Genomic DNA, 21,686 nt, shown 5'->3' with positions numbered 1-21,686 from the left:
GAGACTTCCACCGACTATGGCTCGCCACAACCCAACTCAGCCCCATAACTCCGATATGCGCACTGAGGTAGACCTCCTCGGTGAAATGCACATTGATAATTCCAAATACTACGGAATCCATACACAGCGAGCCATCGAAAATTTCCAGATTTCGGGAACAACCATCAACCAGATCCCAGACTTTATTCGGGGCATGGTGCAGGTAAAGAAAGCGACAGCACTAGCCAATCGACGCCTACACACACTACCCGCCAACAAAGCAGAGGCAATCGTGTGGGCATGTGATCAGATTTTGGAGCATGGCCGCTGCATGGACCAATTCCCCATCGACGTATTCCAAGGTGGAGCGGGAACGTCGCTGAATATGAATACCAACGAGGTTGTCGCCAATCTAGCCCTCGAGCACTTAGGTGAGCCCAAGGGAGCCTATGATGTCATCAATCCCAACGATGATGTAAATATGTCGCAATCAACAAACGATGCGTACCCCACAGGTTTCCGTTTGGGCCTTTATGCCTCCATGATGCGTTTGATCAAGGAATTTGACCACCTACAGGCAGCATTTGACGTCAAATCGCACGAATTTGTCGATATCTTAAAAATGGGGCGCACCCAGCTGCAAGACGCGGTACCGATGACCCTCGGCGATGAATTTAAAGCCTTCTCCCAGAACCTGAGTGAAGAACGCGCCATTATGCAGCTCGCTGCCGATCGCCTCCTAGAGGTTAATTTAGGGGCCACAGCTATCGGAACGGGTCTCAACACCCCGTCCGGGTATCGCAACCAAGTGACCGCAGCCCTTGCTGAAGTCACAGGACTACCGGTGAAATCAGCTGCCGATCTTATTGAGGCTACTAGTGATACCGGCGCGTATGTGCTCGTCCATTCGGCTCTCAAGCGCGGTGCTATGAAACTATCGAAAATTTGCAACGACCTCAGACTTCTCTCCTCAGGACCCAGAGCTGGCCTCAACGAGATCAACCTGCCCGAACGTCAAGCAGGATCATCGATTATGCCGGCGAAGGTCAACCCCGTTATCCCCGAGGTTGTTAACCAAGTGTGCTTCAAAGTATTCGGCAACGACATCACCGTCCTCATGGCGGCGGAGGCGGGGCAATTGCAACTCAATGTGATGGAGCCCGCCATTGGCCAAGCACTATTCGAGTCTATGGACATTTTGAGAAATGCATCTCGAACCCTGCGTGAAAAGTGCGTGAGCGGAATCACCGCTAATAAAGAGGTATGCCAACGCTACGTAGAGCAGTCCATAGGCATTATCACCTACCTCAATCCTTTTATTGGCCACCACAATGGCGACCTCATCGGTAAGGAAGCGGCTGCGACGGGGAAATCGGTTCGTGAACTCGTCTTAGAAAAAAGTCTGATGGACGAGGAGACCCTCAATCAGGTGCTCTCTAAAGAAAACCTCATGCATCCAGTATTTAGGGGACGCCTCTACCTTGATAACTAAATGAGGTCTGAGTCCCCCTAGCTTGCGGGTCTGGAAAAAGTATGGATATGGGCGCATATTCTTGAACTCCATCGGATAGATTTAAACCTGAACTGTTTAGCATCTACCCACATATACCGAGGAGCCTTAGCCCCATGCTGTCCGATGTAGAAATCGCTCAATCCCACCCGCTTGTCAATATTGACACTATTGCCGAGCGGGCTGGTATACCTCCCGCAGCGGTGCTCCCTTATGGGCGCAATAAAGCCAAGATCGATACGACGATCGCACCGAACCGCTCACAAAAAGGCGCACTCATTTTGGTGACTGGGATGTCACCCACACCAGCAGGCGAGGGTAAATCCACCGTCCTTATTGGACTAGCCGATGCTATTGCGGCTCAGGGTCACTCCACACTTGTGGCTATACGCGAACCCTCCCTCGGGCCTGTTTTCGGGATTAAAGGCGGAGCCGCAGGCGGCGGACACAGCCAGATTGTTCCCATGGAAAATATTAATTTGCACCTCACAGGGGATTTCCACGCGATTACAGCCGCCAACAATACCCTCGCCGCAATCATCGACAACCATATCCACCAAGGGAATGCCTTGGGAATTGACCCGAGAAAAATCTCATGGCAACGTTGCCTCGATGTCAACGACCGGAGCCTTCGCCATGTGGTCACAGGTCTTGGGGGACCAGCTCACGGTGTCCCCACTGAAACGGGATTCACTATTACCGCAGCGAGCGAGATTATGGCCATCTTGTGCTTAGCTACCGGGATCAACGATCTTGGGGAACGGTTGGCCAATATCGTCGTGGCCCAGACTTTCGACGGACGCCCAGTTACCGCTGCTGACCTATCAGCCACTGGTGCTATGATGGCCCTACTAAAAGATGCCTTGCATCCCAACTTGGTTCAAACCCTCGGTGGGACACCTGCATTTGTCCATGGCGGGCCTTTCGCCAATATCGCACATGGGTGCAATTCACTCATCGCCACACAAACTGCACTCGAGCATGCTGATTATGTGCTCACTGAAGCTGGCTTCGGCGCAGATCTGGGCGCCGAGAAATTCTTCGATATCAAGGCTCGAATCGGGCATCTTGATATTGCTGGCTGCGTAATAGTGGCCACTATCCGTTCGTTGAAATTCAATGGAGGCATGACACGCCAGGACCTGACTCACGAAGACCTTTCGGCCCTCGAGAGCGGGATCGTCAACCTCGAGCAGCATATTGAAAACCTGAGGAAATTCGGGGTTGAGCCCGTGGTGGCCTTGAATCTCTTTAGTACAGATACTGATTCCGAAATTGCGTGGATGAAGGCTTGGGCTACGAATTATAACGTGGCCTTGCACGCTGTGGATGTGTGGGCACAGGGTGGTCAAGGTGCCGCTGAACTCGCTCAATATGTATTGGACAATCTCCACGACACCTCCTCGCATCCGCTCTACGATCCCGCACAGGGCTTGGAGGAATCAATCAATCGCATCGCCACAGAGATCTATCGAGCCAAGGAGGTGCAGTGGTCTGCTCGCGCACTCAAGGACCTGAAATATTTACAGGCTCACGGATGGGACACCCTGCCCGTCTGTATCTCCAAAACTCAATACTCATTCAGCGAGGATCCCAATGCTCTTGGAGCAGCCCAAGGCCACGTTATCCACATTAGACAACTATTGCCACGCATAGGCGCCGGTTTCATCGTTGCACTCACAGGAGATGTGATGACAATGCCAGGCCTGCCGAAAAAACCCGCAGCAGAACAGATCACCGTGGAAGGAGACTTGATTAACGGACTATTCTAAGTCAGTTGAAATAAGTCCCAATTTTTTAGTTGATTGGGACCTATTTCATGGTGGGAAAGGGTAGCTTATGTCCTTGCTGTTGCGGGCACAACGCATGATAACTGCACCATGGGCATAACTGAGATGGGGTGGCCTCAAAATCTTGAGCCGCAATTCTCATCTGAATTTTTTCCCACACGATATCGAGAGAGTGCTCGAACCTCTCGAGATCCTCACGGTCGGGTATGAGGTCGAGAAATGGATCATCGGTGCTTAAATAAATCAGACGGAGCATGGTGGGAACGCGGTTATTCAAACGCCACCAGGCAAGAGCATAAAACCGCATCTGATCCATAGCTTGCTGGCTAAAGCGCTCAGGAGGTTTTTTGCCCGTCTTATAATCCACAATGCGTAATTCCCCCGTTGGAGCTCGATCCACGCGATCAATAAAACCTCGTATAGGCACCCCATTGGGTAAGGTGCCGTTAATATATTTCTCACACGACAGAGGATCAAAACCCCGAGGATTTTCTACCACAAAATAGCGGCGCAGCAAGACCCACGCCTCATTGAAAAATTCTCGTTTCTCCTCTGGAGTGGAAACGAGATTGCGAATCTCGGGATCTTTAGCTGCCATGTGCTCGAACACTTCGGGAATGCGTCGCGTTAAAGAATCGAGGGTGCGAGCCGAGTGGTCGAGGCTAAAAAGATCTTCTAAACATTGATGCACCACAGTGCCCTTAATTTGAGCCCTAGTCTTCTTCTCTGGGATCTTATCTATGGCCCGGTACCGGTAGAGCAAAGGGCACTGTTTAAAATCCGACAGTCGCGAGGGGGAGAGAGCTAGCTTCATGACCTCCCATCTTAAACCACGCTCATTCGCTGTTCTAGACTAGAGGCTATGGACGATATCAAAGATTTTATCCACGCAGCACCTAGTTCCTTTCACGCAGCACATCTCGGTGCCCAGTTGTTAGCTGCCGCAGGTTTTGTCCGTCAAGAGGAAACAGAACCGTGGGACAGCACTCCAGGTGGACACTATCTCATCCGCGGGGGAGCACTTGTTGCCTGGTTCATACCAGAGGGGGCCTCAGATCACAGCGGCTTCAGAATTATCGGCGCCCATACCGATTCGCCTGGTTTCAAACTGAAATTCCACGGTGACCTCCATCGCCACGGCTTTAATCAAGCAGCGGTGGAAGTCTACGGTGGACCCATCATTCCGTCATGGTTCGACCGTGAGTTGAGACTAGCTGGAAGTCTAGGGTTGAAGAACGGATCCACAGTGCTCGTGGATACCCCAGCACTCTTTCGTATCCCGCTGCTCGCCATCCACTTAGATCGCACGAGCAATGAGGCATTGAAAATCGACAGGCAACAGCACACCCAGCCCATCTACGCAGTGGGGTATGAAGACACGAGCATCACAGATATTCTCGCCCAATCAGCAGGTGTAGCCGCCGACGATATCATCTCCCATGATCTGATAACCTGCGATGCCCAGCGGGGTGAGTATTTTGGTTTGAATGAGGAATTTCTAGCAGCAGGGCGTCTTGACAATCTCTCCTCAGTATTCCCCGGAATCAAAGCTCTCATCGAGGCGGTATCAGCGGGTGGAGCATCGAATAAGAGCGATGTATTAGTGCTCGCTTGTTTCGACCATGAAGAGGTGGGATCCCAATCCATCACAGGTGCTGCTGGGCCGCTTCTTGGAGATGTCCTCGAACGTACCGCGGTATCCCTCGGGGCAAACTACGATGCCATCAAGAGAATATATGCCCGTTCGCATTGCGTTTCCGCAGACGCGGCTCACTCTCTGCACCCCAACTACGCGGATAAGCACGATACAACCAACTTCCCGATACTGGGCAGTGGCCCCGTTCTCAAAGTCAACGCCAATCAACGATATGCGTCCACTACTGAGACGTCCGCTATGTGGATTACAGCCTGTGAGCGTGCAGGGGTCAACTCTCAAGTATTCGTGGGCCATAACGCGGTACCGTGCGGTTCAACCATTGGCCCAATTTCTGCAACCCGACTGGGAATCCCGACGGTCGACGTAGGCATTCCGCTGCTGAGTATGCATTCGGCCCGCGAGCTGTGCCATCGCGAAGATCTCGCGGGGCTCCAGCGAGCCCTGCACAGCTATCTGGTAGCCTAAATCCCCATGGCATATTCAGGTCCTTTTCAAGTAGGCGATCGCGTCCAGCTCACTGACCCAAAACGACGGCATCTGACAGTCGTCCTTGAAACTGGTGGGAAACTATTCACCCATAAAGGCGCAATCGCCCACGACGATATCATCGGCTCTCACGAGGGCACCGTGGTCAAATCAGAGCAAGGCTATGAATACCTTTGTTTCCGGCACCTGCTCGTTGATCATGTTTTGTCTATGCCCCGTGGTGCGGCAGTCATCTACCCTAAGGACTCCGCGCAGATTTTAGTCGAAGGGGATATCTTTCCCGGCGCGCGCGTGCTCGAAGCAGGTGCCGGCTCTGGTGCCTTGTCCATGGCTCTACTGCGCGCCGTCGGAGAGAAGGGCGAAGTCTTCTCCTATGAAATTAGGGAGGACCACCTCGAGTTCGCGGAATCGAATGTCGACCAGTATTTCGGTACACGACCCGCCACGTGGCATCCACGACTCGGTGACTTTAAAGAAATCTCGCTCGAAGAGCTCAACGGTCCAGTGGATCGAATCATCTTGGACATGCTTGCGCCGTGGGAGTGCTTGGAAAAGGCTCAGGAATTACTCCTTCCGGGCGGCGTAATAATGGCCTATGTAGCAACGGTCCCCCAGCTCATGAAGGTAATGGAGGGTATTCGGGAGCGGCAGTGCTTTACCGAACCGAGAGCATGGGAATCGCTTGTTCGAGACTGGCGTGTAGAAGGTTTGGCTACGAGACCAGAGCACCGGATGAATGCTCACACCGCATTCCTCGTCTTCGCACGACGCCTCGCTGATGGGGTGACCCCGCCACGTCCACAACGTAAAGCTCGGAAGTAGCTCGCGCCAAGCCGACTATTGCGAGACATACTCGCGCGGGCAGTCGGCTTACTCCGTGATCGTCGATACTGTCATCTCACCGTGCGCGCTAAATCTGACTTAGGGTGCACTACCGAGTAAGCTGAGCGGCATGCAATCCTCCACCACAATGCTTAAACTGCAGCGAGAAAACCGCGAACTCCAGGCGCGTGCAGCGAAGATGGCGGATCTTCTTAAAGCTTCCCGGCATAAGCTTGAGGAACTTCACGGACAGCTGGAAGAAATGGCGGCACCACCGTCCACTTACGGCGTTTACCTCGAACAATCTCCACGAGAAGGTTACGCAGAGGTATTTACTAGCAATCGACGGATGCGTGTCGCGATATCGCCTTTGGTAGATCCGCGAGACCTCCTTCCGGGTAAACTAGTGCGACTGGGGGAAGGCAACCAAGTTGTCGAGGTTTGTCATTTTCAGCACACAGGCGCGCTGGGGACTCTGTTAGAGGTTGTGGATTCCGCACGCGTCCTCGTGGCCACCCAGACTGGTGAAGAGAAGATTCTAAGGATCGCTCATGATATTAAGGAGCAGTTAAAGCGCGAAGCTCGTCCGGGCGATACGTTGCTTGTCGATGAAAGATCCGGCTACGCCTTTGAAGTTATTCCTAAAACTGAAGTATCGCGGCTAGCTCTGGAGGAAGTCCCTCATATCACCTATGAGGATGTGGGGGGCTTGGCTGAGCAAATTGAGCAGATTCACGATGCTGTAGAGCTGCCTTTCCTTGAGCCCGAGCTTTACCGGCGCTATAATCTCACTCCACCCAAAGGTGTTTTGCTCTATGGCCCGCCTGGCTGTGGGAAAACCCTCATCGCTAAGGCGGTGGCGCATTCTCTAGCCGAGCGCACTCAGCGAAGATCCGATCCAGATGGATCTCGACCATCAAGCTATTTCATCAACGTTAAGGGACCTGAATTACTAAATAAGTACGTTGGTGAAACGGAACGCCGCATCCGACTGATCTTCGAGCGGGCCCGAGACCTAGCCAGCGAAGGACGCCCCGTTATAGTCTTTTTTGACGAAATGGAGTCCATCTTCCGCACCCGAGGGTCTGGAGTATCCTCGGATATGGAAACGACGGTAGTTCCACAGTTGCTCACAGAGCTCGACGGCGTGGAAAAATTGAAGAACGTTATTGTCATCGGAGCCACGAATAGGGAAGAGCTGATCGACCCAGCTATTCTGAGGCCAGGACGCTTAGATATTAAAATTCGCGTGGGTCGTCCCGATGCTGCTAAATCTCGCGATATCTTTGCCAAACATCTTGGTGAAGATATTCCTCACGCTGAGGACATTTCTGTATTGATCGATAATGCTGTGGAATATATGTTTGCCGACCACCCCTTTGTGGAGTTGGTCCTTCGAAGTGGCACAGTTGAGGTCCTCCACTACCGCGATTTCGCCTCCGGTGCGATGATTGCAAATATCGTGGATCGGGCAAAAAAATACGCCATAAAAGATCAACTTCAAACTGACAGCGCCTCCGGAATTACCAGCGAGCATCTCAGGCGCGCAATCGATGCCGAAAATATGGAAAGTGAGGATATGCCCAATACGTCGCATCCCCACGAGTGGTCACGAATCCTAGGGCGCCACGGTCTTGAGGTGCAAGAAGCTCGTGTGATCGGGGGATCACTTTGATGTCACGCATCCTAGGTACCGAAACCGAGTATGGCATCTCCAGCCCTGATCAGCCGCAGCTAAGCCCCATCATTACCTCAACACACGCTGTCGTTGCCTTCGGGCAATTAGAACACCAGGCCTTAAGCACTCGATGGGACTATATATCTGAGCATCCACTTAGAGATCGTCGCGGCTTTGACCTAAAACGCTTTCATCATATTCCCGTCGTGGATCCTCGGGCGCTCGGTGTAGCGAATGTCATGCTCCCGAATGGAGGTCGATTCTATGTCGACCACGCCCACCCGGAATATTCCAGCCCCGAAACGACCAATGCCCGCGATGCAATGATCTACGACCAGGCGGGCGATATCATCCTCCAGCGTGCTGTCGACCATATTGCCCATTTAACTCAGGCGGGTCACTCGATTCTCGAGCACCATGACCCCTGCCCTCCCTTAAGAATCTACAAAAATAATGTCGACGGAAAGGGTGCGAGCTATGGCAGTCACGAGAACTATCTCTACCGACGCGATACAGACTTCGACGATATAGCGTCATCTCTCATTCCCTATTTCGTTTGTCGCCAAGTTTTAACAGGCGCCGGCCGCGTCGGTATCGGTTCCCTAGGCGAACAACCGGGCTTTCAAATAAGCCAACGCGCTGACTATATCGAACAGGAAATTTCGCTAGAAACCACTCTCAACCGCGGAATTATCAATACACGCGATGAACCTCATGCTGATTCCGATCGTTTTGGCAGGCTTCATATCATTGTTGGCGACGCAAATATGTCACAAACCGCAACTGTTCTGAAATTAGGGATGACCAGTCTCATCCTCGATGCGATTGAGAACGGAGTAGATTTTTCCGATCTACGCCTCGCCGATCCAGTACAACAGATTCGCCTTGTTTCACGAGATCTATCTCTATCTCAGACATTGCAGATGGCAGATGGTTCTTCACGGACTGCTCTCGACATATTGCGGATCTATGCCTCAAGAATTCAACCGGATGAGTATGTTTACCCTTTGTGGATGGAAACCATGGATATCCTCGAGGACGAGGGGTATAAAGGCTGCGCAGACCGACTCGACTGGTGCGCTAAATGGTCACTGATCTCTGCCTATCTCAGCCGAGGTTTAGACATTGATGATCCTAAAATCAAATTATTGGACTTACAGTATTGCGATATTTCCCCCGAGCGCAGCCTTTATCATGCCTTAGTGAGATCGCATCGAATGCTCACCCTCGTCTCCGCGGAAGATATTGCCACCTGCGCAGATATCCCGCCTGCCGATACCCGCGCTTACCTCCGTGGCAACCTCATATCCCACACATGCGTAGATGCTGCTAATTGGGATTCCGTGACGAGCGCTGGCAGTAAATTTGCAATGCTGGATCCACAGGGATATACCCGCGATGAAATCAGCAATCTAGCCGGAGATTCAGACTTATTTAATCGGTTTCCGTTTCTAAAGAAAGGACACGTGTAAATGGCTCATAAGCATCGTATGCAATCAGGATCTCCCGAGGGTGAAAACGAGGGGGAGTTGGGCGATATCTCAGCAAGCCAGATCCAGGTAGATCATCAGGGGGTGGATGATCTCCTCGATGAAATTGACGGCTTGTTGGAAACAAATGCCGAAGAGTTTGTTCGCTCCTATATCCAAAAGGGCGGCGAGTAAGTGTTCTCGAGGCGCATCGTCGGCATCGAGACTGAGTACGGAATAAATTCGGTATCTGCAGATGTCCGCCAACCGCGACTGGACGTCGACGAGATCGCACGGCTACTCTTTCGCCCTGTCATGGATCAATGGAAAAGCTCCAATGTCTTTATTCCCAACGGTTCTCGGCTCTATCTAGATGTCGGCTCTCACCCAGAGGTGGCCACCGCCGAGTGCGATAGTCTCTCCCAACTCATCAGCTACGAACGCGCGGGGGATAAGATTGTAGACTCCCTTGCCAGCCAAGCAGAGCGAGCGCTTGCTGAAGAAGGGCGACCTCACCGGATCTATCTTTTCAAAAATAATCTAGACTCGTTTGGAAATTCTTATGGCTGCCATGAGAATTACCTGGTTGCCAGAGAGACGGTGTTACGCCACCTTGGTCGATCCTTCTTGCCTTTCTTAATTACCAGGCAACTTATATGCGGCGCCGGGAGTATCCAAGAAGGTTCATTCCAGCTCTCTCAGCGCGCCGATCATGTATGGGAGGGAGTCTCTAGTGCCACAACACGCTCGCGCCCGATCATCAATACCCGCGATGAGCCCCATGCCGATTCCCATCACTATCGTCGGCTACATGTGATCGTGGGGGATTCAAATATGGCCGAACCCTCTCTCGCCCTCAAAGTAGGTTCCACAACTCTAGTATTGGAGATGCTGGAAGCGGGAATCGAGTTTCCGCGGCTGGCCAGCGAAAAGGATATCTCCGTCATTCGAGAGATATCGCGTGATTGCACCGGCCGAGCGGTGGTCCCGTGCGAAAAGGGCCCATCAATGAGTGCATTAGATATTCAGTGGCGGTACCTTGAAGCCGCACAGAAATGGCTGGAACACCGCGACGACAATAATTCAACTCCCAACTCCGAGCTAGTTAAGGTGTGTCACTTGTGGCGCCTCGTATTAGAGGCCATCGAATCTACAGATTATTCCCTCGTTGAGCACGATATTGATTGGATCATCAAACTTCAACTGCTGAGGCGCTACCAACGCCGCCTCGGACTATCTAGTACGGATTTCTCCCACCCTAAGCTCAAGCAGGTGGAACTGACCTACCACGACATAAGGAATGAGCGCGGTCTGCATCGAATCATGGAATCAAAAGGACTCATTCATCGGTGGATTGATCCCAGACTGGTAGATATCGCCCAAGTACATCCACCGCACACCACCCGAGCCCACTTACGGGGCCGATTTATCCAAGCTGCCCGGGATCATGGGGTAGAATTCTCCGCGGACTGGATGCGTCTGAAGGTCAATGGGTCGGAACCGCACAGCGTAGAACTCGGGTGCCCGTTTAGCCCCCACGACACACGCGTTGATGAACTTATTGAGATCATGAAACGAGAAGGCAGGGAATGATTCGTTGTGGCAACTCCCACCGAAGTGAAATTAGCCCGAATCACGAATCTTACTTTTGCTTTGCTCGAAGCAGCACATTCAGGGCGCCGTTATCTCACATTCGAAGACATTTACCGTGACGTCTATGGCTACGCAAAAGACGCTAAGACGCCCATCCGGACGGTATCCGCAGCACGACGCCTTTTTACCCGTGATATCGACACCCTCATTTCGTTGGGGGTCCCTCTCGAGAACGTCAATATCGAGGGTATTAGTGTGTGGTGCCTTAACTCCGATGACTATCAGCTTCCACCGATCGAATTCACCGAAGAAGAGGCTCGGGTTTTAAGTCTCGTAGGCAAGATGGACAGTTGCGGAGAACTTGCTACATTTTCCCGGTCCGGGTGGACCAAGCTGGCGGCTAGCGGGGTGCCAAGTTCGCTCAACGAGAAACCGTTATTCACCCCCATCAACGATCTTTCACTACTCAGTTCTCAAAACCTCGATCTTATCGACGAAGCTATCGCGCAGCGAAAGCGCCTGCGATTCTATTATCAGCGTGATCAGGCCAGTGACTTTTATGAACGGTGGATAGACCCATGGGCGCTTCTCACTTATAAAGACAGGCTGTATCTCATTGGTTATGATATCGATCGCGCGGCACCGCGCTGTTTCCGGCTGAGGCGGCTATCAGATATCTCAATCGTAGACCCCCAAGAATCAAGCGCATACGGGGACTTTAATGCGCCTGCAGCAGGGACCAATTTTCTTGATCTTCTCATCGGACAACTCGGAAGCGGCACCACATTTATCACGGCTGAGCTCTTCATCACCCCTGGTGTAGCGAACGATCTTCGATCACTGGCCCAGCCGCTCGGCGATAATCGGTATGTCTTTCGCGACGTTGACGCCGATTGGTTGAAGCGTCAAGCCATGATCCACGGCCCATCTGTGCGAGTGGAATCACCCGACTCCCTGATCGCGGAGATCCGCGAGCTCGTTGATATGGCTCTAGGGGAGAGGTAAATGAACACCCATTATCTCGATCTGGTGCGGATGCTGAATCTTTTGCCCTATTTTCAAAAGCATCCGGGGCGTTCAATTATGGAAGCTGCCGCTGACCTAGGAACCGACCCCGGGACGTTGAAGAAGGATTTAAACCGCTTGTATTGTTGTGGTCCTGGCATTACTCCTGATCAATTGGTCGATTTGAGATCCGAGTTTCACTCGGTGAAAATCCTTGATAGCCAGGGCATGGATTTCCCGCTACGGCTCAATCGAACGGAGGCCAATGCCCTCATTCTCGGTTTGGAGTCACTGCTATCGGCTCCTGGCTTGGTGGAAAAAGAAGCCGTGGAGTCAGCGATCGAGAAGATCAGGTCACTGCTCCTAGCCACTGGTTTACAGGTTAATAGTTCCGATCATCTCGGTCGAGAACAAACCCGTGACGAACACGGTGAGAAATTGGCATTGATAGCTACCTCGTTACAAAAATCCCAAAGGATAGCATTCTCTTATTACTCACGCGCCAAGGATGCACTCAGTAAACGGTACGCCTCGCCGGTACGCTTATTCAGCAAAGACGGTCTAGTCTATCTTCACGCCTACGATCATGATGCCGTAGACCATCGCACTTTTCGCATCGATTGCATAACTGACTTGACGCTGGAGAACGAGTCCGCGGAGAGCCATCTTGAAGAGCTCGAATTCGATAGCAACGACCCCTTTGACTTCCATGCGGTCACCGAACATGCCACCATCGTCATATATCCCCATGCCAGTTGGTTAGCCGATACCATACCCCACAGCCAGGCTCTATTAGATGAAGATCACCACCTGTGGATTACCCTGCCACTTGTATCCAGAACATGGCTGGTTAATTTCGCCCTCGGCAATACTGACCGTATGAGAGTCGTCGAACCTGCAGAAATCGCCGACACTGTGAGAAAACGAGCCAGAGAGCTCAAAGGTGCGTATGATTAGGACGTAATGAGACATCTGACGATTGAGAGATTTCTCTTAGCCAGCGCTCTACCATAACGTTGAGCAGATTTTCCTGATCTGTTGGACCTTCAGAAAGGACCCCTATGCCAAATTTAGGCCCCCTCGAGATCATCCTGATTCTCCTCGTTTTCATTCTCCTTTTCGGTGCTCGTAGACTACCCGATGCTGCCCGTTCACTGGGACGCTCCATGCGTATCTTCAAGTCGGAGGTCAAAGAAATGAGTAACGATGATAAGGCAGTTAGTGACCAGCAAGCGATCGCCCAGCAGCCAGTAACGCCCTCTCCCATCAGCGCGTCACCTATTAATCAAGGGCCAGCGCTTAACCCCAACCAGGCTCCCTATGCCAACCAGGGGCCAGCTACTCATCCCAACCCTACGCAGTACCCTCAGCAGGGCGATAACCCGAATCCCTTGCAGGCTCCTTTTCCCCATCAAGGGCACGTAACAAATCCAGGGCAGGGCTCCGTAGGCAACCAAAATCCTCAGGCTTAGGTACAGTTCCTCTTAAGCAATGATGAGTTCTCTTACACCAGCCGCATCTACAGAAAAACAGGCGAAGAAAAAGCGATTTAGGCGCAGCAGCAATCCGGAAGCTCAAATGTCTCTGGTGGGGCACCTCCAAGAACTACGCCGCCGAGTAATCATATCGGTCATTTGGTTGATTCTCGGATCCATCGCCGGTTTTCTGTGGTACCAGCACGCGGTACTATCTATCCCTAGTCTCGGAGAGATTCTGCGCGGTCCTTACTGCTCCCTCGATCCTTCGAAGCGCGCATCGTTTACGCTCGACGGCGAATGCCGCTTGCTCGCGACCAGCCCCTTCGAGATGTTTCTCCTGAGACTGAAAGTTGGTGCCCTTGCTGGTGCCGTATTCGCCTCCCCAGTGTGGCTATACCAGATGTGGGCTTTTATAACCCCAGGGTTGAAGCGCCAGGAACGTAAGTGGACTTTCACCTTTGTCGCTAGTGCTGTTTTCCTCTTCGTCGTGGGCGCACTCCTCGCCTATTTTGTGGTCGCCTATGGCTTGGATCTGCTTCTGACTATCGGCGATAATACCCAGATCGCGGCGCTTTCGGGTGGACAATACTTTAATTTTATTCTGGCACTACTAGTTATTTTTGGCGTCAGTTTCGAACTACCGCTCATCATCGCCATGCTTAACGTGGTGGAATTAATCAGCTATCAAGCCATTAAAGAGAAGCGGCGCTTTATTGTCTTGGGTATTTTTATTTTTGCGGCTTTTATGACCCCCGGTCAAGATCCATTTTCCATGGTTGCACTGGCTTTCTCGCTAAGCTTACTCATGGAATTAGCGATCCAATTCTGTCGCTTCAACGACCGACGCCGAAGGATTGACCGCCCCGAGTGGCTGGACCTAGGCGATGAAGAAGCCTCGCCCCCGGTTCAAACCTCGCAAAATCCCGACGAATCGTCGACCTTAGCTTCGGCTCCCATATCTAAGCCAGCGCCTTTAGCTGAAGACAAAAACTATTTCGACGACATTATCTAAATAAGCGGATGCACCTATATTCTTGGTGCATCCTTTTAGCTTAGGTAGCCTTGAGCCATGAGCTTTGGTTCCCATCTCGACGTTTTTCGTCAATCACTATCCCATCCACTTGATGACTTCCAGATCGCTGGTTGTCAGGCTATCGAGAACGGACACGGAGTTCTCGTTTGCGCCCCAACCGGAGCGGGCAAAACTATCGTGGGTGAATTCGCCGTATCACTGGCCTTATCGCAGGGTACAAAGTGCTTCTATACCACACCAATCAAGGCCTTGAGTAACCAAAAATATCACGACCTCGTAGGCGCTCACGGATCCGATAACGTCGGACTTCTCACTGGTGATACCTCAATCAATCGAGATGCAGATGTCCTCGTGATGACCACCGAGGTACTTCGCAATATGATCTACGCGCAGTCGGATACCCTCGATCGACTCAGTCATGTTGTCATGGACGAAATCCATTTCCTTGCGGATAGATCACGCGGTGCCGTATGGGAGGAGGTCATTCTCGGTCTGGCGGACACAGTCAAGATCATTGGGCTCTCAGCGACCGTGAGTAACTACGAAGAATTTGGAGAATGGCTACAAACTGTCCGCGGAGATACCGAAGTTATCATCAGCGAGGATCGCCCTGTACCGCTGGATCAGTGGATGCTCGTTGGCCGCAAACTTTTCCCGCTGTTCGAACCCAACGAGGTAGGCACTGTCAACCGGCGACTCGAATCCTATATCGAACGCATCAGCGGTGACGATCGGCCTCACGGGCATTCTGACTTTTTCGCTCAGAAGTCTTTCCGAGCCCGATCAGGTGGAGGATCAGGTCGCACATCGATTAACAGACCTCAGGCAAAACGCACCGATCGCCATCGTCCCCTAGGGCGACCTGAGGTTATTCAAATTCTCAGCAACCACGAGATGCTACCCGCGATCGTCTTCATCTTCTCACGAGCCGGTTGTGATGGCGCTTTAGCACAGTGCTTAGGCTCGAAGATGGTGCTTACGTCCCAGGAAGAATCTGAGAAGATTGCTGAAATTGTTGCTCACGGCGTCAAGGATATTCCAGAAGAGGATCTAAAGATTCTCGAATTCCGAAAGTGGAAGGCTGCACTCACGCGAGGGTTTGCTGCTCACCATGCGGGCATGCTTCCGGCTTTTCGCCATATCGTGGAGAAACTTTTTACTCGTGGACTAGTTAAAGCTGTATTCGCCACCGAAACTCTAGCGTTGGGTATTAATATGCCAGCACGCTCGGTTGTTTTGGAGAAATTAGTTAAATACGATGGTGAAGGCCACGTTGATCTCAGCCCTGGCCAATTCACCCAACTGACTGGGCGTGCGGGCCGGCGGGGGATTGACACCCTAGGTAATGCAGTTGTGATGTGGGCGCCCGCGATGGATCCGCAGCACGTTTCTACCCTAGCATCTACGCGTACCTATCCACTTATCTCAACTTTCGCTCCTGGCTATAATATGAGCGTCAATCTGCTGAAAACTATCGGTTTTTCGCCCGCTCACCGCCTTCTGGAAAAATCCTTTGCACAGTTTCAAGCTGATGGCAGTGTTGTCGAAGAGATCCGTGATATTGAGCGAGCGGAGAATCGGGTAGAGGATCTTGAAAGAAAACTACAAAGGGCCATTGCTACCGCCGATATCGCCAGCGAAGATCCCTTAGCTGAGATACTCGAGTACTTTGATCTTCGCAGTACATTATCTCGAGCCGAGAAAGCCCAGAAGAAACGGTCTCTCGAAGAGCGTGCCATCGAGGTCACCGCAGTGCTTTCCCGACTACAACTAGGGGATGTTATTGCACTGCCCGGAAGAAAAAAACCTATTCTTGCTGTAGTTGTACAGCCAGCCCATAACCGCCACGATCCGCGACCGAAGATCATTATGGAATCGGGGTGGGCAGGTCGCGTCGATAGTGCGGCCTTTCCGATCGCCCCCCAACGCATCGGTCATATGCGTTTACCGCGCCCCGTTATTGCGCGTCCGGAAAAAAATTCACGGCTTGCCAAGGAGCTCTTTGCCAAGAATTCCTATCCGAGACCAAAAAGGATGCGCCCGGATATGCGCCATCGCCCTAGCACAGAGATATTAAAACTACGTGCGGAGTTGCGCAGTCACCCAGCCCACTACTGGCCCCATATTGATGATCTCAATCCACTCGGACAGCAGCTGACTCGCGCCCGTCTCGAGCTTAAAAAGAGGCGAAATCAGGTCGACCAAGCCACCGAAACCTTGGGCAAGCAGTTTGATCGCATCCTTGGTTTGCTGGCTGAAATGGACTACGTGGAGTTTGACGAGTCAGGCACGCCCGCAATCACCGAGGAAGGTGAGCGTTTGGCGCTCATTCACAGCGAGTCCGACCTTCTCATTGCCCAGTGTCTGCGTCGTGGTATCTGGGATGGACTTGATCCAGCCGAATTAGCCGGCGTTGTGAGCATGTGTTCCTTTGAAAATCGTCGTGAAGCGCGAGGGGAGGCCCAAGGGGCTACCGATGCCATGGTCGTGGCCATGAATAATACAATGCGGATATGGGAGCAACTATCTTTTGATGAACGCCGACACCGTTTGACACAGACCAAGATGCCCGAACCTGGTTTCGCTCTTGCACTCCACCAGTGGACGGCTGGAGCTCCATTGGGCTACTGCCTAGCTGCCGCCCATGAGTCGGGTGCGGAATTGACACCGGGAGATTTTGTACGGCAGGCACGCCAAGTGGTGGATCTGCTAGAACAAATGAATAAAACCTCGTATAACGAAGATACTATTCATACGGCTAAGCAGGCTGTTGCAGCAATCCGCCGAGGTGTCGTCGCCCTGGGAGCTTAGGGTCTCCGCTTTTGATGTCGTGATTTACAATAAGGATATGAATCCGCATTTTCCCGCCCACCTATATGCCTCTCGGATTACTAGAGCTCAAAGGCTGATGCGTGCCAATAGTTTGGATGCAGTCATCGTTGCTCCTGGAGCGCAGCTAGCGTATCTGTGTTCGTCATGGATGAGCACCCATGAAAGATTCTGTGCTCTCGTTATCCCAGCGCACGGCGAGCCCCAATTCTACTATCCCGCGGTTGACCGAGCAGAGATTGAGACATCGGTGATCCAAGATCTCCCGGTGCGTCTAGTGCCGTGGGAAGACGGGCATAATCCCCATCAGATGGTGGTGGACTACTTTGGCCGTCAACCCATCCGGTTGGGAATAAGTGATGACCTTAAAGCCAGCCATCTCCTGCGTCTGCAACAGTTGAGTGCGCCTCAATCCGAATGGGTATCGGCCACTGTGATCCTCAAAGAACTCTTCATTGCTAAAGATGAAGCCGAGATTGCGCAGGTGCGCAGTGCAGGTCAAGCGATCGATCGAGTTCATGCCAAAATCCCGGAATTGCTCAGACCAGGGCGCACCGAACGAGAGGTAGCAACTGATATCAATGCTCTGATCCTCGAAGAACACAGCGCTGTAGATTTCATCATCGTTGGCTCCATGGCCAATGGTGCTAACCCTCACCATAACTACTCAGACCGGAAGTTATGTGCGGGTGACGTTGTGGTTGTTGATATCGGAGGCACCTTTGGGGTGGGGTACCACTCTGATTGCACCCGAACATATATTGTCGGAGGAAACCTCGATCATCTCGACCCACTCATGCACGAACTTTACGAGGTCCTCTACCTCGCTCAAGATGCTGCGGTTGCGGCAGTAAAACCCGGAGCTAAAGCACAAGAGATTGATGCAGTTGCACGAACTGCTATTAGCTCACGGGGTTTCGGGGAGTATTTCATTCACCGTACTGGTCACGGAATTGGTCTATCGACCCACGAGGAGCCGTATATCATGGCAGGTAACGATCTCATTTTGGAGCCGGGTATGACATTTTCCGTGGAGCCAGGCATCTATATTCCAGGACGCTTCGGAGCGCGCATCGAAGATATTGTGCTAGTGACAGACAAAGGATGTGAAAGACTTAATAATCAGCCGCGCACGCTGCGCTAGCGAATTTCTCTGCCTGAGACAGTTAGAATTGCTTATATGACCCAATCTCAAAGTGGCTTGTACCAAAAGCTTGACAGCTCAGCCCGCGGCGGAGCGCATATAAGCGTGGTGGGAATGAGTGCCCGCGGCATCGTTGACCTCAACGAAGAGGCATTGGCTGCGCTGGCTTCAAGCGACCTGGTGCTGGGATCGTGGCGCCAGCTAAACCTGCTAGGAGAGGAGATCTCCGCCGAGCGCCGTCCGTGGCCATCTCCTCTCGTGCCTGCGCTCAAGGACATATTTGACACCATCGGTGAGCGAAAAGTCGCGGTTTTAGCCAGTGGTGACCCTATGTTTCACGGGATTGGAACAACCCTCAAGAGGATTTTTCCAGATATGCCGTTGACTATCTACCCCTATATGTCTTCAGCATCATTAGCGTGTGCGCGGTTGGGATGGGCACTCGACACGACGCCGGTCCATTCGGTGGTTTCACAGCCCATTGAATCACTCACTATTCCCATTGAAGAAGGGCGCCCATTCCTCGTGCTGGGTCGGGACGAAACGACCCCTAGGCTACTGTGCGCCTTATTAAGAGACCTCGATCAGCCGGATGCGCAGGTGGAGATTCTTAACGACCTCGGGGGAGCCGATGAATCACATGCTGTGGGGACTGCCAGCAATCCTCCGGCGGTCGTTAGTGCACTAAATATTATTGCCGTCACTCCCTCTCGGTGCGGTCTTCCGCTTACTCCAGGACTGCCGGATGACACGTATATTAGTGATGGGCAACTCAGTAAGGCCCATATCAGAGCGCTCAGTGTGGCGGCTCTAGCCCCACGGGCCGGCGATATCATATGGGATATTGGTGGGGGATCAGGCAGTGTTGTCATTGAATGCTTGCGATCAACTTCAACCGCGCGTGGTGTGTGCTTCGAGGATCGCTCGGATCGTCGTGAGCGCATCGACTTCAACGCCCGCAAACTCGGCGTTTCGCACCGTTTGACAATCGCGGGTACCGCTCCTGAGAGTGTCATCAGTGAAAAAACGCGCCCTCATCGTGTATTTATAGGAGGTGGGCTGACCCACCCCGGAGTTTTTGATAGTGCGTGGGAGAAGTTACTACCTGGAGGACGTCTCGTAGCCAATGCTGTGACAATTGAAAGCGAAGCTCTCGTTGTCAACCTACGCCGCCAGTATGGTGGCTCTCTTACTCGGGTCAATATTTCCACCGAGCAGCACATCGGTGAATTCACCGCGTTCAAACCGAGCTATCCCATTGTACAGTGGGTTATCGACAAAGCCCATAGAAGCTTTAGCTCCACAGATAAATTAGAAAGCGATTAATTTCCATGACTGTTTATTTCATCGGCGCAGGTCCAGGGGCGTCAGATCTTCTCACTGTGCGTGCCGATCGTCTCATTAGGCAGGCGGATCTCTGTCTATATGCAGGATCAATAATTCCGCAGGAGGTGTTGGATTCAGCTCCTGAACACGCCGAACTCATCAATACCGCCCGTATGCCCCTAGACACAATCGTGGAAATCATCGCTCAGGCGCATGCGCAACACAAAAAGATTGTGCGCCTGCAATCCGGGGATCCCAGCATATACTCTGCTCTCGCTGAACAAGTACGACGTTTAACAGCACGAGGTATCGACTATGAGATCGTGCCTGGTGTTCCAGCTTTCGCGGCAGCAGCGGCATCTTTAGGGCATGAACTGACAGTTCCCACCGTCGGACAATCGGTTATTCTCACTCGGGTATCGGGGCGCGCCTCAGCGATGCCGGAGGGGGAAGATCTCGCAACCTTATCTCAAGCCCGGACCACTTTATGTATACACCTAGCTGCCCACGATATTAACCGTGTGGTTACTGAGCTCCTGCCGTTTTATGGGGCCCAGTGTCCCGTAGCAGTGGTAGCATTCGCGTCTAGGGAGAATGAAAAAATTCTGCGGGGTACCTTAGGAGATATCGCTGCGCAGATTTTAGAGGCTGGAATTACCCGTACGGCCATTATTGTTGTCGGAAAAGTTCTAGGCGCCAGTGGTTTTCCTGATTCTTTCCTCTATTCAGATGATCGGCCCCGTGACGAGGAAGGGCGGACACTTCCATGCGTGCTCTAATCCTCGGGGGAACCAAAGAATCACGCGATGTAGCGCAACGCCTCAATGATATGGGCTGGTACACCACAACATCGCTAGCCGGTAGGGTCTCTAATCCAGCCTTACCCGTCGGGGAGGTACGAATTGGAGGTTTTGGGGGCCCAGCCGGTTTAACTCAATGGATCCTCAGCCATGGCATAGAGGTGATGATCGATGCTACCCACCCGTTTGCGGAGCGAATCTCGCTTTCGGCGGCCGAGGCTGCCCGGGCTACGGGCATTCCACTGGTTGCCTTGCATCGACCATTGTGGACTCCAGGAGACCGTGATCAATGGATACGTGTGCCAGATTTTGCCAGCGCTGCTGCGCAAGCCGCCCAGAATTTTCACCACATTTTCCTCACGATTGGCCGCCAGAATCTTCATTATTTCGCCCACGATGTGCACAATATATATGTGATTCGGACGGTTGAGCCGCCGAGGCCGCCACTTCCACACAGATATCGCCTCATCCACTCACGTGGGCCTTTTAAGGTAGCCGACGAAAAGAAGATTATGCGTGATAATCAGATTGACTGCTTGATCACCAAGAATTCTGGTGGCTCCATGACTACCGCTAAATTGCAGGCCGCTAGAGAACTTGGCATCAAGGTGTTGATGATCGAGCGACCAGCTCTGCCGGCCATTGCACATCAGTGCTCATCGACAGAAGAGGTGATCGCCCTATTAGAGGATGCTCGGTTTGCCTAGTTTAGACCTTAAAAAGATTGTAGAATAAGGCGCGCGCCGGGCCTATTAATAGGGCAGCAATCTGCAAGCTGCTTATCACTATGATGAGGGTTTGCACCCAGCCCTGTTGGCGATCAAACCAGTAGGTGGCGGATGAGCCCGTGTTAGTTTCTGGGTTCGAGCTGTTGGAGTCGATGCTACCGACATCCTTATTAAAATCTTCAGCGGTGATAGAGCTGGTACTAGGCGCCGCCTCAACCGCGCTCATGCCAGCACATATAACAGTGCTGGCGGTGACCAGCGCAATCATGGAGCGTTTGAAGGAATATAAATTCATTGGGCCCTTCTTCATCGTGGACTGCATCGCAATATTATTGCGCAGCTCGATCATTGAGTCGCGC

19 protein-coding genes are annotated in these 21,686 nt (G+C 52.3%); 17 read left to right on the top strand and 2 right to left on the bottom strand.

Features of this window, described 5'->3' with window-relative positions:
• Positions 1-16 precede the first annotated feature (16 nt).
• Positions 17-1,471: an aspartate ammonia-lyase gene (gene aspA, locus NXS13_RS00415; RefSeq protein WP_259289215.1), complete on the top strand. Its 1,455-nt coding sequence runs from the start codon at positions 17-19 to the stop codon at positions 1,469-1,471.
• 134 nt (positions 1,472-1,605) lie between these two features.
• A complete protein-coding gene (locus NXS13_RS00410) occupies positions 1,606-3,261 on the top strand; it encodes a formate--tetrahydrofolate ligase (RefSeq protein ID WP_259289214.1) in 1,656 nt (551 codons plus the stop codon).
• 40 nt (positions 3,262-3,301) lie between these two features.
• Here NXS13_RS00410 and NXS13_RS00405 read toward each other — a convergent pair whose 3' ends face one another.
• Positions 3,302-4,093, bottom strand: coding sequence for a PD-(D/E)XK nuclease family protein (locus NXS13_RS00405; RefSeq protein ID WP_259076932.1), 792 nt, complete (start codon positions 4,091-4,093; stop codon positions 3,302-3,304).
• 48 nt (positions 4,094-4,141) lie between these two features.
• On the opposite strand from NXS13_RS00405, the gene NXS13_RS00400 reads away from it, so the two are divergent.
• From NXS13_RS00400 to NXS13_RS00330, 15 genes are all read left to right on the top strand, one after another.
• Positions 4,142-5,401, top strand: a complete 1,260-nt coding sequence (locus NXS13_RS00400) for a M18 family aminopeptidase (protein ID WP_259157794.1) — start codon at positions 4,142-4,144, stop codon at positions 5,399-5,401.
• Between the two features lie 6 nt (positions 5,402-5,407).
• Complete coding sequence (locus NXS13_RS00395) at positions 5,408-6,244, top strand: tRNA (adenine-N1)-methyltransferase (protein ID WP_259157795.1); 837 nt, start codon at positions 5,408-5,410, stop codon at positions 6,242-6,244.
• A 130-nt stretch (positions 6,245-6,374) separates the two neighbouring features.
• Complete coding sequence (gene arc, locus NXS13_RS00390; protein ID WP_259289213.1) at positions 6,375-7,919, top strand: proteasome ATPase; 1,545 nt, start codon at positions 6,375-6,377, stop codon at positions 7,917-7,919.
• Entirely contained in the window at positions 7,919-9,394 is a 1,476-nt protein-coding gene (gene dop, locus NXS13_RS00385; RefSeq protein ID WP_259289212.1) for a depupylase/deamidase Dop, read from the top strand. The genes arc and dop overlap by 1 nt, the downstream gene beginning before the upstream one ends.
• Complete coding sequence (locus NXS13_RS00380) at positions 9,395-9,586, top strand: ubiquitin-like protein Pup (RefSeq protein WP_396125047.1); 192 nt, start codon at positions 9,395-9,397, stop codon at positions 9,584-9,586. It begins immediately after the preceding gene.
• Positions 9,587-10,984 (top strand): Pup--protein ligase, encoded by a 1,398-nt coding sequence (gene pafA, locus NXS13_RS00375; protein WP_259157798.1) that lies wholly within the window; start codon positions 9,587-9,589, stop codon positions 10,982-10,984.
• A 6-nt stretch (positions 10,985-10,990) separates the two neighbouring features.
• Entirely contained in the window at positions 10,991-11,989 is a 999-nt protein-coding gene (locus NXS13_RS00370; RefSeq protein ID WP_259076940.1) for a YafY family protein, read from the top strand.
• Positions 11,990-12,946, top strand: coding sequence for a YafY family protein (locus NXS13_RS00365; RefSeq protein WP_259157800.1), 957 nt, complete (start codon positions 11,990-11,992; stop codon positions 12,944-12,946).
• Positions 12,947-13,050: 104 nt separating this feature from the next.
• Entirely contained in the window at positions 13,051-13,461 is a 411-nt protein-coding gene (gene tatA, locus NXS13_RS00360) for a Sec-independent protein translocase subunit TatA (protein WP_259157801.1), read from the top strand.
• A 22-nt stretch (positions 13,462-13,483) separates the two neighbouring features.
• Positions 13,484-14,479, top strand: coding sequence for a twin-arginine translocase subunit TatC (tatC, locus tag NXS13_RS00355; protein WP_396125057.1), 996 nt, complete (start codon positions 13,484-13,486; stop codon positions 14,477-14,479).
• Between the two features lie 57 nt (positions 14,480-14,536).
• Positions 14,537-17,311 (top strand): RNA helicase, encoded by a 2,775-nt coding sequence (locus NXS13_RS00350; protein ID WP_259289211.1) that lies wholly within the window; start codon positions 14,537-14,539, stop codon positions 17,309-17,311.
• A 37-nt stretch (positions 17,312-17,348) separates the two neighbouring features.
• On the top strand, positions 17,349-18,473 hold the full coding sequence (locus NXS13_RS00345; protein ID WP_259076948.1) for a Xaa-Pro peptidase family protein: 1,125 nt from the start codon (positions 17,349-17,351) through the stop codon (positions 18,471-18,473).
• A gap of 36 nt (positions 18,474-18,509) precedes the next feature.
• A complete protein-coding gene (gene cbiE, locus NXS13_RS00340; RefSeq protein WP_259076950.1) occupies positions 18,510-19,799 on the top strand; it encodes a precorrin-6y C5,15-methyltransferase (decarboxylating) subunit CbiE in 1,290 nt (429 codons plus the stop codon).
• A 5-nt stretch (positions 19,800-19,804) separates the two neighbouring features.
• Positions 19,805-20,578, top strand: a complete 774-nt coding sequence (gene cobM, locus NXS13_RS00335; protein WP_259076952.1) for a precorrin-4 C(11)-methyltransferase — start codon at positions 19,805-19,807, stop codon at positions 20,576-20,578.
• Entirely contained in the window at positions 20,566-21,306 is a 741-nt protein-coding gene (locus NXS13_RS00330; protein ID WP_259076962.1) for a cobalt-precorrin-6A reductase, read from the top strand. The genes cobM and NXS13_RS00330 overlap by 13 nt, the downstream gene beginning before the upstream one ends.
• A 1-nt stretch (position 21,307) precedes the next feature.
• Here NXS13_RS00330 and NXS13_RS00325 read toward each other — a convergent pair whose 3' ends face one another.
• Positions 21,308-21,622 (bottom strand): hypothetical protein, encoded by a 315-nt coding sequence (locus NXS13_RS00325; protein WP_259076964.1) that lies wholly within the window; start codon positions 21,620-21,622, stop codon positions 21,308-21,310.
• Positions 21,623-21,686: the final 64 nt, after the last annotated feature.

It is taken from the genome of Corynebacterium sp. ES2730-CONJ, from assembly GCF_024834055.1.
Lineage (GTDB): Bacteria > Actinomycetota > Actinomycetes > Mycobacteriales > Mycobacteriaceae > Corynebacterium.
The sequence above is the reverse complement of the archived record's forward strand: the minus strand, read 5'-3'. Positions and strand labels throughout refer to the sequence as shown.

What these genes read in the sequence shown, in the direction of transcription:
- aspA (WP_259289215.1), top strand. Translation starts at nt 17, where the DNA reads ATGGCTCGCCACAACCCAACTCAGCCCCATAACTCCGATATGCGCACT.
- NXS13_RS00410 (WP_259289214.1), top strand. Translation starts at nt 1,606, where the DNA reads ATGCTGTCCGATGTAGAAATCGCTCAATCCCACCCGCTTGTCAATATT.
- NXS13_RS00405 (WP_259076932.1), bottom strand. Translation starts at nt 4,093, where the DNA reads ATGAAGCTAGCTCTCTCCCCCTCGCGACTGTCGGATTTTAAACAGTGC.
- NXS13_RS00400 (WP_259157794.1), top strand. Translation starts at nt 4,142, where the DNA reads ATGGACGATATCAAAGATTTTATCCACGCAGCACCTAGTTCCTTTCAC.
- NXS13_RS00395 (WP_259157795.1), top strand. Translation starts at nt 5,408, where the DNA reads ATGGCATATTCAGGTCCTTTTCAAGTAGGCGATCGCGTCCAGCTCACT.
- arc (WP_259289213.1), top strand. Translation starts at nt 6,375, where the DNA reads ATGCAATCCTCCACCACAATGCTTAAACTGCAGCGAGAAAACCGCGAA.
- dop (WP_259289212.1), top strand. Translation starts at nt 7,919, where the DNA reads ATGTCACGCATCCTAGGTACCGAAACCGAGTATGGCATCTCCAGCCCT.
- NXS13_RS00380 (WP_396125047.1), top strand. Translation starts at nt 9,395, where the DNA reads ATGGCTCATAAGCATCGTATGCAATCAGGATCTCCCGAGGGTGAAAAC.
- NXS13_RS00365 (WP_259157800.1), top strand. Translation starts at nt 11,990, where the DNA reads ATGAACACCCATTATCTCGATCTGGTGCGGATGCTGAATCTTTTGCCC.
- tatA (WP_259157801.1), top strand. Translation starts at nt 13,051, where the DNA reads ATGCCAAATTTAGGCCCCCTCGAGATCATCCTGATTCTCCTCGTTTTC.
- tatC (WP_396125057.1), top strand. Translation starts at nt 13,484, where the DNA reads ATGAGTTCTCTTACACCAGCCGCATCTACAGAAAAACAGGCGAAGAAA.
- NXS13_RS00350 (WP_259289211.1), top strand. Translation starts at nt 14,537, where the DNA reads ATGAGCTTTGGTTCCCATCTCGACGTTTTTCGTCAATCACTATCCCAT.
- NXS13_RS00345 (WP_259076948.1), top strand. Translation starts at nt 17,349, where the DNA reads ATGAATCCGCATTTTCCCGCCCACCTATATGCCTCTCGGATTACTAGA.
- cbiE (WP_259076950.1), top strand. Translation starts at nt 18,510, where the DNA reads ATGACCCAATCTCAAAGTGGCTTGTACCAAAAGCTTGACAGCTCAGCC.
- cobM (WP_259076952.1), top strand. Translation starts at nt 19,805, where the DNA reads ATGACTGTTTATTTCATCGGCGCAGGTCCAGGGGCGTCAGATCTTCTC.
- NXS13_RS00330 (WP_259076962.1), top strand. Translation starts at nt 20,566, where the DNA reads ATGCGTGCTCTAATCCTCGGGGGAACCAAAGAATCACGCGATGTAGCG.
- NXS13_RS00325 (WP_259076964.1), bottom strand. Translation starts at nt 21,622, where the DNA reads ATGAATTTATATTCCTTCAAACGCTCCATGATTGCGCTGGTCACCGCC.